This is a genomic window from Yersinia sp. 2466 StPb PI (assembly GCF_041538325.1).
Lineage (GTDB): Bacteria > Pseudomonadota > Gammaproteobacteria > Enterobacterales > Enterobacteriaceae > Yersinia > Yersinia enterocolitica_E.
Genome location: NZ_JAULSL010000001.1, coordinates 860,560 through 874,858, shown reverse-complemented (window position 1 = coordinate 874,858; position 14,299 = coordinate 860,560). Strand labels below are relative to the sequence as shown.

Genomic DNA, 14,299 nt, shown 5'->3' with positions numbered 1-14,299 from the left:
GGCACTTCAGCCAGCAACAGAGTAGCATGTTTGAACTATTATCTATCCGCCATTTCGGAGTTTTATATGCCGACCCGCAGCTATAATGCCGACAGCCGCCGTGCCGAGCTATTGGAACGAATTCAATGTGATATCCCTTTCACTGTTGCCCAAGCTTTGAGCGAAGACCTGGGTGGTGAGGTTAATGCAGATCGCGACCTCACCGCACAATTACTCCCAGCAGATAAACAGGCTAATGCCACGATTATTACGCGCGAAGCTGGTATCTTTTGTGGTCAGCGCTGGCTAAATGAAGTGTTTATTCAACTTGGCGCCCAAGTGACAGTTGAATGGTTAGTCAACGATGGAGACAAGTTGATAGCTAATCAGACACTTTGCCATCTGACTGGCCCTGCCCGTATCCTACTTACCGGTGAACGCACCGCACTTAATTTCTTGCAAACCTTATCCGGTGTCGCTACCGAGGTCAGCCGTTATGTGGCGGAGCTCTCTGGGTTGCATACACAATTACTCGATACCAGGAAAACCTTGCCAGGGCTGCGTACCGCCTTAAAATATGCCGTCCTCTGCGGTGGCGGTAATAATCATCGACTCGGCTTATCTGATGCTTTCCTTATCAAGGAAAATCACATTATTGCTGCTGGCTCTATCAAAGAAGCGGTTGCTAAAGCATTTTGGATTCATTCCGATGTTCCCGTCGAAGTTGAAGTTGAATCCCTTGATGAATTGCAACAAGCATTAACCGCTGGTGCCGATATCATTATGTTGGATAATTTTACCATTCCAATGATGCGTGATGCTGTGCACATGCGTAATGAGTTGGCTAAGACCCAAGAGAGTGCTCAACTGGAAGTTTCTGGCAACGTTACGCTAGAAACACTGCGAAGCTATGCCGAAACCGGTATTGATTTCATCTCAGTCGGTGCACTAACAAAACACGTGACAGCTTTAGACCTGTCCATGCGATTTAAATAAGCCTACCAAATTATCTTCGGCCGATGATAGCCATTAGCAGACTCTAATTCTGTTTTTGCGAGCATCGCCGAAGTTATCTGTGACTTCACTGTAACAACCTAAATATTCGACAGCCTGCTTCGCAAATCAATGTAATGCCCCTGTTGCCATCAATTAAAAAGTTGCACCCTTCCCTTGTTTTCTCACACACAAGGAGAGTGACAAATGAATAAGCAACAGGGTTTTACCTTAATTGAATTAATGGTTGCCATCGCCATCATTGCTGTACTTAGCGGTATTGGTATTCCTTCCTATCAGCGCTATATCCAAAAAGCAGCCCTCACCGATATGTTACAAGCCATCGTGCCCTACAAAATGGCGGTAGAACTTTGTGCTCTGGAGCATGCCAAGTTCGATAGCTGTAATGCGGGCAATAACGGCGTACCGACTGGGCAACCATCGCGTTATGTCAGTGCAACAACCATTGATCAAGGTGTGATTACACTTACGGGTCAACATACCCTTGCTGACCTGACTCTCTCGATGACCCCCACACTTAGTAGTAGTGGAAATATTGTCTGGACCAGAACATGTACCACCGTAGATAACAACCTTGCTGATAGCTGTAAGACCGTGTTCCGTTTCAATGATAAGGCCTAATCCAATGACTGAATTCATGGCACACCAACCCGAGCGAATCAGCGCTGAATTACACAAACTCTGTCGTCGTTATAGGGCAATAGCCTTAAAACTCGATGGCAAAAACCTCGCTATAGCGTCATCCAAACCAGTGAATGACGAATTATTAACTGCTCTGCGTTTTACCTGTGGTCGTAAAATTACCGTAGAATACTGGCCTGAGGCTAAGATTGAACAGTTATTAAACCTTGAGCCATCAGCAAAAGAGCACCTAAACCTAGAAGTAGAATCTACCGAAAATAGCCAAGGCGTATCGCGACAAGAGAGGAAACGACAAGGAGGAGGCTCAGCTTCTCTGCCACAACAGGATTTAGATGAGACGTTGCTGGATAATGAAAGTGATATTCCCGTTATTCAATTTATAACGCAAACACTCAGATTGGCGATTCAGAAACGTTCCTCAGATATCCATTTTGAACCTTATCAGCATCATTATCGTATTCGTTTAAGAATTGATGGTGTTTTACACGAATCCCCACCTCCAACAACTGAATTAACCAGCCGTATCAGCAGTTGCCTAAAAGTTATGGCTAAATTGAATATCGCGGAAAAACGGTTACCGCAGGATGGCCAGCTAGCTTTAGTGTTAAATGGCACCCGCTACTCCATAAGAATAGCCACCCTCCCCGTACAGTTCGGTGAAAAAGTGGTGCTGCGTATACTGAATATTCATCAACAACCAACGCTGGCCAGTCTGGGTCTGACAACCATGGCCCACCAACAACTCACGCGCGCATTATCTGCTCCGCAAGGTTTAGTTCTGGTGACTGGGCCTACCGGAAGTGGAAAAACTGTGACGCTCTATTGCAGTTTAGACCAACTCAATCAACCGCAAAGAAACATCTGTAGTGTTGAAGATCCTATAGAGATCCAGGTTGATGGCATAAATCAGACTCAGACTAACAATAGAATTGGATTGGATTTCTCTTGCGTATTACGCGCGATGCTACGCCAGGATCCTGATGTGATTATGCTCGGCGAGATTCGCGATAATGAAACTGCCGAGATAGCGGTTAAGGCCGCATTAACGGGGCATCTGGTACTTTCAACACTGCATACCAACTCAACATCTGAAACCCTAATACGCCTGACACAAATGGGAATAGAACGTCACTTAATTGCATCGAGCCTGACGTTAGTTATCGCCCAACGACTGGTTCGCAGGCTCTGCCTGCACTGTCGCCAGGCATCTCCCACTCTTTTTCAGGTTCCGGCAGGTGTTTGGGCGAGTCCATTGCAACATTATCTCGCCGTGGGCTGTGAACACTGTTGCGCAGGTTATTATGGTCGCACAGGTATTTACGAAATGTTAAGTGTCACCCCGCCAATCCAGCAAGCTTTGCTCAACAATGTCAGCCCGGCAAAGCTCACTCAGATTGCACAAGAGCAAGAACAAGTAACATTACTTTCTGCTGGTTTGGCATTAGTTGAAAGCGGTGTTACTACGCTTAGTGAAATTAATCGTGTTGTGGGAACTCTGAAAGAATTCGAGGTAATCCTGTGAGTCATCAACGTTTATTTTACTGGAAAGCCATTGATACTACAGGACAGTTACAGACTGGAGCACAATTGGCAACAGAGCGAAATATTGTTTATGAACAAATGTTCCGCCAAGGGTTACAACCATTAAACGTTAAGGGTGGTAAGCGATTATCAATGAGTTATTGGCAAGGTGAGCACCTGGTGGCTGTTACTCGCCAATTGGCGACACTACTGCAAGCCGGACTGCCTTTGGTTAATAGCCTGCAACTGCTAGCGAAAGAGATAGATGCATTACCGTGGCGCTGCTTATTGCAGGACATAAGCCAACTGGTTTCACAGGGCCAATCACTATCTGAAGCGATGGCGAGTTACCCACACACGTTCCCCCGATTATACCCCCCAGTGATTGCAATGGGGGAGCTGACAGGTAACCTTGAACAGTGCTGTATTCAGTTGGTACAGCACCAAGAACGGCAACAAAAATTACAAAAGAAAGTGATTAAGGCACTCAAATATCCAATATTTGTCTGCGTTATCGCGATGGTTGTTAGCCTCGTTATGCTGGTCATGGTGCTGCCTGAATTTGCACAAATCTATCAATCATTTGATACACCATTACCCACACTGACTGCCACGCTGCTGCTGATGTCAGTATTTCTTACTACTTACGGGCCATATATTGCGGTGTTATTAACATCAATATGTATAGGATACCTTTATGCGCGGCGGCGTCAGGCGCACGTGCAACAATGGGAGCAAACACTGTTATTACGTCTCCCACTCATCTCCACATTAATCCGAGGAAGTTGCCTTAGCCAAATTTTTCAAACATTCGCTATCACTCAACATGCCGGATTACCGCTAACTGCCGGATTGGATGCCGCACTCCTTTCCATCAATAACTGTACCTATCAGCAAGCATTAAAACATATTCAACAACAGATCAGCCAAGGTGAGCCTCTGCATATCGCTCTTGCACAACATCATCTATTCCCGCCGCTATGCCAACAAATGGTTCGGGTGGGTGAAGAATCTGGCGCGTTGGATGTGTTATTAGAAAAACTAGCAGGTTGGCATCGGCAAAAAACACAGGATTTAGCCGATAATCTCACACAAATGTTGGAACCACTGTTGATGTTGATTATTGGCAGCATCGTCGGGGTTCTAGTGATCGCAATGTATTTACCGATATTTCAACTAGGGGATGTTATTGGGTAATACGGGTATTAAGGGCGAAGTATCGTGGGGAAAGGGAGGTCGAAACAGGGCGTTAAATAACGCCCTGTTTCCATCCGTAATCAGTTACTGCCAAAAACGCGGTTTTCTTGCTCTGCAACTCGGATAAAGGTGGTGCGCTTGGTCAGTTCTTTTAAATGCGAAGCACCCACGTAGGTACAAGCAGAACGCAAGCCACCCATAATGTCGCGCACCGTGTTATCAACGGAACCGCGTAATGGCAGTTTAACTGTTTTACCTTCTGCGGCGCGATATTCAGCGACTCCGCCTACGTGGCGTTTCATAGCAGACTCTGAACTCATACCGTAGAACAGCATGAATTTCTCGCCATTTTCTTCCACCACGCGGCCTTCACACTCATCGTGCCCTGCTAGCATGCCACCCAGCATCACGAAATCAGCACCACCACCGAAAGCTTTAGCCACATCGCCCGGTGCAGAGCAGCCGCCATCACTGACAATCTGTCCACCCAAACCGTGGGCAGCATCGGCACACTCGATCACAGCAGATAGCTGTGGATAACCAACACCGGTCTTAACTCGCGTGGTACAAACAGAACCTGGACCAATACCCACTTTAACAATATCTGCACCAGAAAGGATAAGCTCTTCTACCATCTCACCAGTCACCACATTGCCAGCACAAATCACTTTGTCCGGGCAGGCTTCGCGAGCTTTTTGCAGGAAGGAAACAAAATGCTCAGAGTAGCCATTAGCTACATCGATACAGATGAATTTCAGTGCCGGTGATAATGCCAGAATTTGCTTCATTTTGTCGAAATCGGCAGAGGAAGTCCCTGTCGACACCATGACATGACGCAATACAGATTCAGGAACCCGTTTTACAAATTCAGCCCATTGTTCAACCGTGTAGTGCTTATGAACTGCGGTAAGCACATCAAATGATGCCAAAACTTCAGCCATGCGGAAGGTGCCAACAGTATCCATATTAGCAGCGATGATAGGTACACCAGACCAATTCCAACCTGAATGTTTGAAGGTAAACTGGCGCTCGAGCTCTACTTCAGAGCGGCTTTTCAGTGTGGAACGTTTAGGGCGGATTAACACATCTTTAAAACCTAATTTCAAACCTTCTTCAATACGCATGGCTTATTATTTCCTGGTTAGTGGCGATAGATCGCAAAAAGTGATCGGGCGTAAATCACGCCATCCCAGTGAAGCTATCATACGCATGAATAATTCTACGGCAAGACTGCGAATCCACCTTTATTTACGCTATAATCCCACAAATTACTTGGAGAATAGCAACCACTCTTTTATCTGCGCGCTCACTTCACTTATTTTTCCACGTAGCTCAAACAGAATGCATACCTTACTATCTCTTCCCACCTGCTTTCAGATACAATTCGACCACTCACTGACAGTATACAAGGCTAGGCAATGACCTATATTGTGGCTCTCACCGGCGGGATTGGCAGCGGCAAAAGTACCGTAGCAGATGCATTCGCCGATTTTGGGGTGCCCCTTGTTGATGCTGACATTATCGCTCGCCAGGTTGTTGAACTGGGTATGCCAGCATTGGCAGCTATCGCATCCCGCTATGGCGAAACTATTTTGCAAGCAGATGGTTCATTAAACCGAAGTGCATTACGCGCAAAAATTTTCAGTGAGCCGCAGGAAAAAGCATGGTTAAATTCACTGTTGCATCCACTTATTCAGCAAGAAACTGAGCACCAATTAGCGAATATTGATAAACCATATGCACTTTGGATTGTTCCTTTGTTGCTTGAAAATGGTTTACAGCACCGTGCTAATCGTGTGTTAGTGGTAGATGTAGCACCTGAAATACAACTCACGCGCACGATGGCAAGAGATGGTATTACCCGCCAACAGGCAGAACATATTTTAGCGTCACAGGTTTCGCGGCAACAACGGCTAGCCTGTGCCGATGATATTATTGACAATAGCGGCGATCCATCCATTATCGCCTCGCAAGTTGCTTCATTACACCAACAGTATTTAATATTGGCAGCCGCGGCCCAACAGGATCTACACCAATGAGTGACCTCACCTCAACAATACTTTTTGAACATCCGCTGAATGAAAAAATGCGTACCTGGCTGAGAATAGAATTTTTATTACAACAATTAGAAAGCCAACGTTCGTTAGATAATATTGCCACTGCATTAACGTTTTTTCGCGCCGCATGCGATTTGATTGAAGTTTTGGATCGCGGCGAAGTCCGCACTGATTTGCTCAAAGAGCTTGAGCGCCAACAACAGAAGTTACAGCAATGGGCCGATATACCCGGTGTGGATATGTCGCGAGTGGACTCCTTGCGCAGTAAACTAAAAAGCCATGCCACAGTATTAATGTCCGCGCCACGTATCGGGCAATCATTAAAAGAAGACCGCTTAATCGCTGTCGTTCGCCAACGTCTTAGTATTCCCGGTGGCTACTGTAGCTTTGATTTACCCACGTTACATACCTGGCTACATCAACCACAGGAGCAGCGTGACCAACATATTGATAAATTGCTGGTAAGCTTAGCGCCACTCAATCAGTCTCTGACCATCATTTTAGATTTAATTCGCCAGTCGGGTCCGTTACGGGCACAAATCAGCTTGAATGGATTCTTTCAAGATAATGCCGAAGGTGCTGACCTACTCCGGCTGCGCTTGCCATTAGACCCACAACTATACCCACAAATTTCTGGTCATAAAACACGGTATGCTATTCGCTTTTTACCGCTCGACAGTGAAAATGGTACCGTTCCGGCCCGTTTATCGTTTGAATTAGCCTGCTGCTGATGTGGCAATCAATCAGTTGGTTTTTAAGGAGAGAATATGGACTTAGAAGAAATCGAAGTTAACTGCCCTACCTGTGGGAAAATCGTTATCTGGGGAGAGCAAAGCCCATATCGCCCTTTCTGCTGCAAACGCTGTCAACTGATCGACCTAGGCGAATGGGCTGACGAAGAAAAGCGTATTTCAAGCCATGGCGAGTTATCTGACAGTGATGAATGGAGTGAGGAAGAACCCCCAACGCATTGATGCGCATATCATTGGGGAGCAATCCTATTTTGCTCCCTTCCCATTATATTAATTACAATTTTATTAAGCGCAACACGGAGTTATCGGGTGAGTAATGCAATGATTGCGGCATTCGCTGGCGGAAACTCCTCGGCAACCAATTCGGATTGCCTTACCCAGCGAATGGGTTGCCCTTCGCGGCCAAAGGGCTCACCATCCCACGCTTCAACCATATAGAAACTTAATGTCACGATACGGTCGGTAAAAGTATGCTCCAAGACGTTGAGTAACACAGCCTCTTGTACCACGATCCCTACTTCTTCTGACAGCTCACGTTTTAAAGCAAGTTCCGCTGTTTCACCCTGCTCAACCTTACCACCGGGAAACTCCCAAAAACCTGCCATATGAGAATCAGCAGCGCGCTGAGTAATAAAAATCTCCTGCTGGGCGTTGCGGATAATCCCTACCGCTATCTGTAAATGTTTCAATTCTCTCTCTCCTGATCAGAGCATAAACAGTAAGTTATATCGCCTCTTGGTATCTGTCCTAAAAAGAACGACAAAATAAAGGGCGGTTTTTAAGCCGCCCTCATTTTCAGTATTACCAATGGCCTTAAGTATTACTGTAGGCTGCCGTGACACTGTTTGTATTTTTTGCCTGAACCACATGGGCACGGATCATTACGACCCACTTTACGCTCAAGGCTAGCGGCTACATTGACTTCATCCTTTGACATCAAGGCACTGTTGTCAGACTGATGGCTTAGTTGCTGCTGTTTCGCCAAACGCTCGGCTTCTTCACGACGTTGTACTTCCAGCGCTTCTACCTCTTCTGGCATCCGCACTTGTACTTTGCTCAGCACACTGATCACTTCATATTTTAGTGATTCCAACATGGCAGCGAACATGGCGAAAGATTCACGCTTATATTCCTGTTTAGGATCTTTTTGCGCATAACCACGTAGATGGATCCCCTGACGCAGATAATCCATTGCAGCCAAGTGTTCTTTCCACAAGGAGTCGAGCGTTTGTAGCATCACGCCTTTTTCGAAGTTACGCATCATATCGATGCCAACAACTTCTTCTTTGCGGTGATACACCTCAATTGCTTGTTGAAGAATACGCTCACGTAACGTTTCTTCATGCAGTTGTGGCTCATCTTGCAACCATTGTGCAATTGGCATATCCAAGTCGAAATCATTTTTCAGGCGCAGTTCAAGGCCTTCAACATCCCACATTTCTTCCAGTGACTGGGTAGGAATGTAGCTGTCGATAACTGTTTTGAATACATCTTCACGAATGCTGTTAATGGTTTCGCTAACATCAGATACGTCCAGCAGTTCATTACGCTGGCTATAGATGGCACGACGCTGATCACTGGCGACATCATCATATTCAAGCAATTGCTTACGAATATCGAAGTTACGACTTTCAACTTTACGCTGTGCGTTAGCAATGGCCTTCGTCACCCATGGATGTTCAATGGCTTCGCCCGGTTTCATACCCAATTTACGCATCATGCCAGACACACGGTCAGAGGCAAAAATACGCATCAAGGCATCTTCCATTGATAAGTAGAAGCGTGAAGAACCGGCATCACCCTGACGGCCCGCACGACCACGTAACTGGTTATCAATACGGCGTGACTCATGACGCTCGGTACCAATAATGTGTAAACCACCAGATGCCAGCACGGCATCATGGCGAATCTGCCAGGCGGCCTTAATGGCGGCAATTTGATCTTCGGTCGGATCTTCCAGCAAAGCAATCTCACTCTGCCAGCTCCCCCCCAACACGATATCGGTACCACGACCAGCCATGTTGGTAGCGATAGTTACCGCGCCTGGTTGACCCGCCTGAGAGACTATCTCTGCTTCCATGGCATGGAACTTGGCGTTCAGAACTTTGTGCTCAATGCCCGCTTTGGTCAATTCGGCAGATACCACTTCAGATTTCTCAATCGAGATAGTACCAACCAATACTGGCTGACCGTTCGCAGTACGCTCACGGATATCTTCGATAATCGCACCAATTTTTTCCTGTTCAGTCATATAGACCAAATCAGCTAAATCCTTACGAATCATTGGGCGGTTAGTGGGTACAACAATGGTATCGAGCTTGTAGATTGAGCTAAATTCAAACGCTTCGGTATCCGCCGTACCGGTCATCCCGGCCAGTTTTTCATAAAGACGGAAATAGTTCTGGAAGGTAATGGAAGCCAGTGTTTGGTTTTCGTTCTGGATTTCCACACCTTCTTTTGCTTCAACAGCCTGATGCAAGCCATCTGACCAACGGCGCCCTTGCATAGTACGGCCAGTGTGTTCGTCGACGATGATAACTTCACCATCTTTCACAATGTAGTCAACATCACGGGCAAACAGCACATGGGCGCGCAGCGCGGCCGTGACGTGGTGCATCAGCATAATGTTGGTTGGAGAGTACAGCGACTCGCCTTCTTCCATGATGCCCGCTTCCACTAACATTTGTTCAATCAGAATCAGGCCACGTTCAGTTAAGTGAACCTGACGTGATTTTTCATCGACCGAGAAGTGGCCTTCACCCTGGAAGGTGTCCGAGTCTTCTTTTTCCTGACGAATCAGTTTTGGAATAAGTTTGTTAACCCGAATATACATCTCGGAACTGTCTTCCGCCGGACCAGAGATAATCAGCGGGGTACGGGCCTCATCGATCAAGATGGAGTCAACCTCATCCACCAGCGCATAGTGCAATTTACGCTGCACACGCTCTTCCGGGCTGAAAGCCATGTTATCGCGCAGATAGTCAAAACCGTATTCGTTGTTAGTACCATAAGTGATGTCAGCAGCATAAGCGGCACGCTTGGCTGGTGCTGTCATATTCGGCAAGTTGATACCGACGCTTAGACCGAGGAACTCGAACAATGGGCGGTTATTTTCGGCGTCACGTTGAGCCAAATAGTCATTGACGGTAACCACGTGAACACCACGGCCACTCAACGCATTCAGGTAAGCTGGCAGCGTTGCAGTCAGCGTTTTACCTTCACCGGTACGCATTTCTGCGATGCAACGCTCATTCAATACCATACCGCCGAGCAACTGCACGTCGAAGTGACGCATACCAAACACGCGTTTACTTGATTCACGAACAACCGCAAAAGCTTCAGGGATCAAGGTTTCCAGCACCGCGCCTTTTGCCAGACGCTCGCGGAATTCATCTGTTTTGGCACGCAACTCAGCATCGGTCAGTTTTTCAATTTCTGGTTCCATACGGCTGATTTGATCAACCACTTTGCGCATACGGCGCAGAGTACGATCGTTACGGCTGCCAAAGACTTTGGTTAATAATTTGATTAGCATGATTCTTAATATCTCTTACAAGACCACCAAACCGGCGGCCAAAGGTTGTATAAAATTGAGGTAAACCAAGAGAATAATTAGCTTATACCCGTCATACTTCAAGCTGCATGTGCGTTGGCTACATTCAATCACCCGAATCACTTACTTATGTAAGCTCATCGAGATTAATGAGGTTCACCCTACGGGCTAGCATAAATGCTGTTCAAATCGGTTCCGGACCTATTTGTCTCTCGCTTGCCGCCTTCCTGCAACTCGAATTATTTAAGGTATAGGATAGGAGGCCCGGCACGGATGCCTTGCACTTGTGCAAGCCAGAGTCCAGGTTTGTGTAACGAAAGAACAGGCCGCTTAACTTGCTCGGTGTAACGAATGATAGCCGGTGGCTTAAACTCATGTGTCAACAGCGCATTGAGGGTATCCAACAGTGCAAGCTGCTGAATTTGTGATGGCTGAGCTTGCTCGACTGCTGTAACTTCTTGCACCCGCGCATAAGCGACCTGAGGTGCCAACGCAAATGAGAGGTGACGAATAACCGTGCGCAGTGCATGCTGTTGCCAGTAGTCTACGCTGAATGAAGGACGGCGATGCATATCATGCAACAATGCCAAACTGTTAAAGTTTGTCACACCGTAATTCTGACGGCTTTGGCTTGATGATGTATTCGGTATTGCAGTTTGATCTGGAACGCCAGACAGGTTTGATGGCACGCCAAGACTCGCCGCTACCATCCCTAACAAGAGATGCGGCCAGAAATAACGTCTACCAAATTGTCGCCAACGATTTAGAATACCGATCACAAGTTTAAAATCCGCCGGAGCCTTGTCAATGCGTGAAAACCGCCCACAATTATTAGATGTTCTGTTCGATGATGCCATTGCAGCAGAAAACGGACCGCTACATAACGTACAACAACGCGCTACTGCACTGTTAAAACTTAACCGTGCGGTAAAAGGATTGCTCCCTTCACAAATGCAGCCGTGGTGCCGTGTCGCTAACTATCGACAGAGTGTTTTAGTGCTAGAGACTGCGAACGCTAGCTGGTTAATGCGCTTACGTTATGAACAACCCGCTCTGCTCTCTGCACTACGAGCACAAATTCTACCATCATTGTCTTCAATCGACATCAGGATTAATCCGTCGTTAATGGCCAAGGGCCATAACATTACGCAAGATGTGGCAAAATCGGCGCAAGATCCTGAAAAATCGCCGCCATTACGTCATTTAAGTCTGGAAAGTGCTAAGGAATTAAGAGGATTAGCGAGCCGTAGCCCTGAGAAACTTAGGATAATATTGGAACGATTGGCTGCGTTGGCCGGAGAGAGTGCCAACGCAACCAAAAGTGATAAGTAGCTTTTCCCTTCACACTTGAACTTACAGCGATGTTAGCTGGCTGTAATGCCAATGAGTTTGGGTACAAAAGTACTTAGTAAGCTAATACTGTAGACGGAGCTTTAAATGCCAGTGGCATTTCGGCTTCGTCTTGGAACGTCACAAATTCCCAAGCTTCTTGCTTCGCTAAAACAGCCTGCAACAACTTGTTATTTAAGGCGTGACCCGATTTGAACGCAGTAAATGCGCCAATAATATTGTGGCCACACATAAACAGGTCGCCAATCGCGTCCAGCATTTTGTGACGAACAAACTCATCTTCAAAGCGTAAGCCATCTTCATTAAGCACGCGGTAATCATCTACCACAATGGCACAATCGAAACTACCGCCCAGGCACAAACCACGGGACTGTAAATATTCGATATCACGCATGAAACCAAAAGTACGCGCACGACTAATTTGACGGACGAATGAATCGGCCGAGAAATCCAGACGGTAACGCTGAGTACTTGAGTCAATCGCCGGGTGATTAAAATCAATGGTAAAATCTAAACGGAATCCATTGAATGGAGACAATTCAGCCCATTTATCACCGTCTTCAACCCGCACAGTCTCTTTCAGACGCAGGAATTTCTTCGCAGAGTTTAACTCTTCGATACCGGCATCCAGCAGCAAGTACACGAATGGACTGGCACTACCGTCCATAATCGGCACTTCGGGAGCGTTAACTTCAATAATAATGTTATCAATCCCTAACCCTGCCAAAGCAGCGTTGAGATGCTCAACAGTAGAAATACGCACGTCATGCTCATTGACCAGGCAAGTACAGAGCATGGTATCACGCACGGATTTTGCATCTGCCGGAAAATCAACCGGTGGATTCAAGTCAGTGCGACGATAGATGACCCCGGTATTAGCCGGCGCGGGTCGCATTGTCAGCGTGACTTTCTTACCGGTGTGCAAACCGACGCCAGTCGCCTGAACAATACGTTTTAAAGTCCTTTGTTTGATCATCGTTTTATCTCGCAATGTTATCCATCCTACCGACCAAGCTTATAACAAGATCGGTGGGACAGTTTAGCACAAAGAGCGGAGATTCCAAATATTCGAAAATTAATCGGCTTGCTTACGCAAAAATGCCGGGATATCCAAATAATCGGGCTCTTTATTGGTTTGAGCAGTCGGGTCATTGACCACTTTAGCCGCAGGTTTAACTTCCTGAGGTAAAGGTGACATGCCATGCTGCTGGTAACGATGGTCCATCACAGGCTGAGTCTGCTTGTTGGTAACCAGCGTAATTTCTGGGCGTTTATCCATGCCGATACCGGTCGCAACAACAGTTACGCGCAGTTCGTCGTTCATTTCCGGGTCTAACGATGTACCGATAACAACGGTGGCATTGTCGGACGCGAATGCACGGATAGTATTACCCACAGTTTCGAACTCATCCAAACGTAAATCGAAACCAGCAGTGATGTTAACCAACACACCACGAGCACCAGACAGGTCGATATCTTCCAACAACGGGCTGGAGATAGCCATTTCTGCTGCTTCTTCTGCACGATCTTCACCACAAGCCACACCGGAGCCCATCATGGCATAACCCATTTCGGACATCACTGTGCGCACGTCGGCAAAGTCAACGTTCATCAGGCCTGGGCGGGTAATCAATTCGGCGATCCCCTGAACAGCACCTTTTAATACGTCGTTCGCTGCACCGAATGCATCCAGTAAAGAGATGCCACGCCCCAGAACTTTCAATAATTTGTCATTCGGGATAGTGATCAGTGAGTCCACATGCTTGGACAACTCAGCAATACCCTGCTCAGCAAATGCCATGCGTTTCTTGCCTTCGAAGTTGAAAGGCTTGGTAACCACGGCGACTGTCAGAATACCCAGTTCTTTTGCCACTTCGGCAACAACAGGAGCAGCACCAGTACCGGTACCACCACCCATACCTGCGGCGATAAAGACCATGTCCGCGCCTTCAAGAGCTGCACGCAGAGCTTCACGGTCTTCTTCGGCTGAATTACGACCCACTTCTGGGTTCGCGCCAGCACCCAACCCTTTGGTAATACCGCTACCAATTTGGATGGTTTGGCCAACAGCCGTCTTACGTAGCGCCTGAGCGTCTGTATTAACGGCGAAGAATTCAACACCTTCGATGCGCTCGCGCACCATGTGTTCGACGGCATTACCACCGCCACCACCGACGCCGATGACTTTAATCACCGCGTCATTGGTTAGTTCCATAGGTTCAAACATAGTTTCT

General features: G+C 47.0%; 14 protein-coding genes. 8 read left to right on the top strand and 6 right to left on the bottom strand.

Annotated elements, in window-relative coordinates:
* The first annotated feature begins 66 nt into the window (after positions 1–66).
* From nadC to hofC, 4 genes are all read left to right on the top strand, one after another.
* Positions 67–975 (top strand): carboxylating nicotinate-nucleotide diphosphorylase, encoded by a 909-nt coding sequence (nadC, locus tag Q2T72_RS03920; RefSeq protein WP_083160496.1) that lies wholly within the window; start codon positions 67–69, stop codon positions 973–975.
* Between the two features lie 204 nt (positions 976–1,179).
* Positions 1,180–1,614, top strand: coding sequence for a prepilin peptidase-dependent pilin (gene ppdD / locus Q2T72_RS03915; protein ID WP_372568678.1), 435 nt, complete (start codon positions 1,180–1,182; stop codon positions 1,612–1,614).
* A 4-nt stretch (positions 1,615–1,618) separates the two neighbouring features.
* Positions 1,619–3,157, top strand: a complete 1,539-nt coding sequence (gene gspE / locus Q2T72_RS03910; protein ID WP_372568677.1) for a type II secretion system protein GspE — start codon at positions 1,619–1,621, stop codon at positions 3,155–3,157.
* Positions 3,154–4,353 (top strand): protein transport protein HofC, encoded by a 1,200-nt coding sequence (hofC, locus tag Q2T72_RS03905; protein WP_372568676.1) that lies wholly within the window; start codon positions 3,154–3,156, stop codon positions 4,351–4,353. Before gspE ends, hofC begins: the two co-directional genes overlap by 4 nt.
* 80 nt (positions 4,354–4,433) lie before the next feature.
* Here hofC and Q2T72_RS03900 read toward each other — a convergent pair whose 3' ends face one another.
* Positions 4,434–5,477, bottom strand: coding sequence for a GMP reductase (locus Q2T72_RS03900; protein ID WP_083160502.1), 1,044 nt, complete (start codon positions 5,475–5,477; stop codon positions 4,434–4,436).
* Positions 5,478–5,771: 294 nt separating this feature from the next.
* On the opposite strand from Q2T72_RS03900, the gene coaE reads away from it, so the two are divergent.
* From coaE to yacG, 3 genes are read left to right on the top strand one after another with little or no spacing between them, the layout of a single operon-like run.
* Positions 5,772–6,392 (top strand): dephospho-CoA kinase, encoded by a 621-nt coding sequence (gene coaE / locus Q2T72_RS03895; RefSeq protein ID WP_083160504.1) that lies wholly within the window; start codon positions 5,772–5,774, stop codon positions 6,390–6,392.
* Positions 6,389–7,141, top strand: coding sequence for a cell division protein ZapD (gene zapD, locus Q2T72_RS03890; protein WP_083160506.1), 753 nt, complete (start codon positions 6,389–6,391; stop codon positions 7,139–7,141). Before coaE ends, zapD begins: the two co-directional genes overlap by 4 nt.
* A 36-nt stretch (positions 7,142–7,177) precedes the next feature.
* Complete coding sequence (gene yacG / locus Q2T72_RS03885) at positions 7,178–7,384, top strand: DNA gyrase inhibitor YacG (protein WP_050086102.1); 207 nt, start codon at positions 7,178–7,180, stop codon at positions 7,382–7,384.
* 80 nt (positions 7,385–7,464) lie between these two features.
* Here yacG and mutT read toward each other — a convergent pair whose 3' ends face one another.
* From mutT to secM, 3 genes are all read right to left on the bottom strand, one after another.
* Positions 7,465–7,851, bottom strand: coding sequence for an 8-oxo-dGTP diphosphatase MutT (mutT, locus tag Q2T72_RS03880; protein WP_050132916.1), 387 nt, complete (start codon positions 7,849–7,851; stop codon positions 7,465–7,467).
* A 131-nt stretch (positions 7,852–7,982) separates the two neighbouring features.
* Positions 7,983–10,697: a preprotein translocase subunit SecA gene (gene secA, locus Q2T72_RS03875; RefSeq protein WP_083160511.1), complete on the bottom strand. Its 2,715-nt coding sequence runs from the start codon at positions 10,695–10,697 to the stop codon at positions 7,983–7,985.
* A gap of 257 nt (positions 10,698–10,954) precedes the next feature.
* The gene (secM, locus tag Q2T72_RS03870; protein WP_083160513.1) at positions 10,955–11,494 is read right to left on the bottom strand and encodes a secA translation cis-regulator SecM; all 540 of its coding nucleotides are present in this window, start codon (positions 11,492–11,494) and stop codon (positions 10,955–10,957) included.
* A gap of 28 nt (positions 11,495–11,522) precedes the next feature.
* Here secM and Q2T72_RS03865 point away from each other — a divergent pair, with 28 nt between their 5' ends.
* Positions 11,523–12,047 (top strand): DUF721 domain-containing protein, encoded by a 525-nt coding sequence (locus tag Q2T72_RS03865; protein WP_193784725.1) that lies wholly within the window; start codon positions 11,523–11,525, stop codon positions 12,045–12,047.
* A 73-nt stretch (positions 12,048–12,120) separates the two neighbouring features.
* Here the strand turns inward: Q2T72_RS03865 and lpxC are convergent, their stop codons facing one another.
* The gene (gene lpxC, locus Q2T72_RS03860) at positions 12,121–13,041 is read right to left on the bottom strand and encodes a UDP-3-O-acyl-N-acetylglucosamine deacetylase (protein WP_005181431.1); all 921 of its coding nucleotides are present in this window, start codon (positions 13,039–13,041) and stop codon (positions 12,121–12,123) included.
* Between the two features lie 99 nt (positions 13,042–13,140).
* Positions 13,141–14,292 carry a cell division protein FtsZ gene (gene ftsZ / locus Q2T72_RS03855; protein ID WP_004389003.1) on the bottom strand — a complete coding sequence of 384 codons (1,152 nt, stop codon included), beginning with the start codon at positions 14,290–14,292 and terminating at the stop codon, positions 13,141–13,143.
* Between the last annotated feature and the right edge of the window lie 7 nt (positions 14,293–14,299).

Coding starts and splice junctions, on each gene's coding strand:
- nadC (WP_083160496.1), top strand. CDS start 67: ATGCCGACCCGCAGCTATAATGCCGACAGCCGCCGTGCCGAGCTATTG.
- ppdD (WP_372568678.1), top strand. CDS start 1,180: ATGAATAAGCAACAGGGTTTTACCTTAATTGAATTAATGGTTGCCATC.
- gspE (WP_372568677.1), top strand. CDS start 1,619: ATGACTGAATTCATGGCACACCAACCCGAGCGAATCAGCGCTGAATTA.
- Q2T72_RS03900 (WP_083160502.1), bottom strand. CDS start 5,477: ATGCGTATTGAAGAAGGTTTGAAATTAGGTTTTAAAGATGTGTTAATC.
- coaE (WP_083160504.1), top strand. CDS start 5,772: ATGACCTATATTGTGGCTCTCACCGGCGGGATTGGCAGCGGCAAAAGT.
- zapD (WP_083160506.1), top strand. CDS start 6,389: ATGAGTGACCTCACCTCAACAATACTTTTTGAACATCCGCTGAATGAA.
- yacG (WP_050086102.1), top strand. CDS start 7,178: ATGGACTTAGAAGAAATCGAAGTTAACTGCCCTACCTGTGGGAAAATC.
- secA (WP_083160511.1), bottom strand. CDS start 10,697: ATGCTAATCAAATTATTAACCAAAGTCTTTGGCAGCCGTAACGATCGT.
- Q2T72_RS03865 (WP_193784725.1), top strand. CDS start 11,523: ATGCGTGAAAACCGCCCACAATTATTAGATGTTCTGTTCGATGATGCC.
- lpxC (WP_005181431.1), bottom strand. CDS start 13,041: ATGATCAAACAAAGGACTTTAAAACGTATTGTTCAGGCGACTGGCGTC.
- ftsZ (WP_004389003.1), bottom strand. CDS start 14,292: ATGTTTGAACCTATGGAACTAACCAATGACGCGGTGATTAAAGTCATC.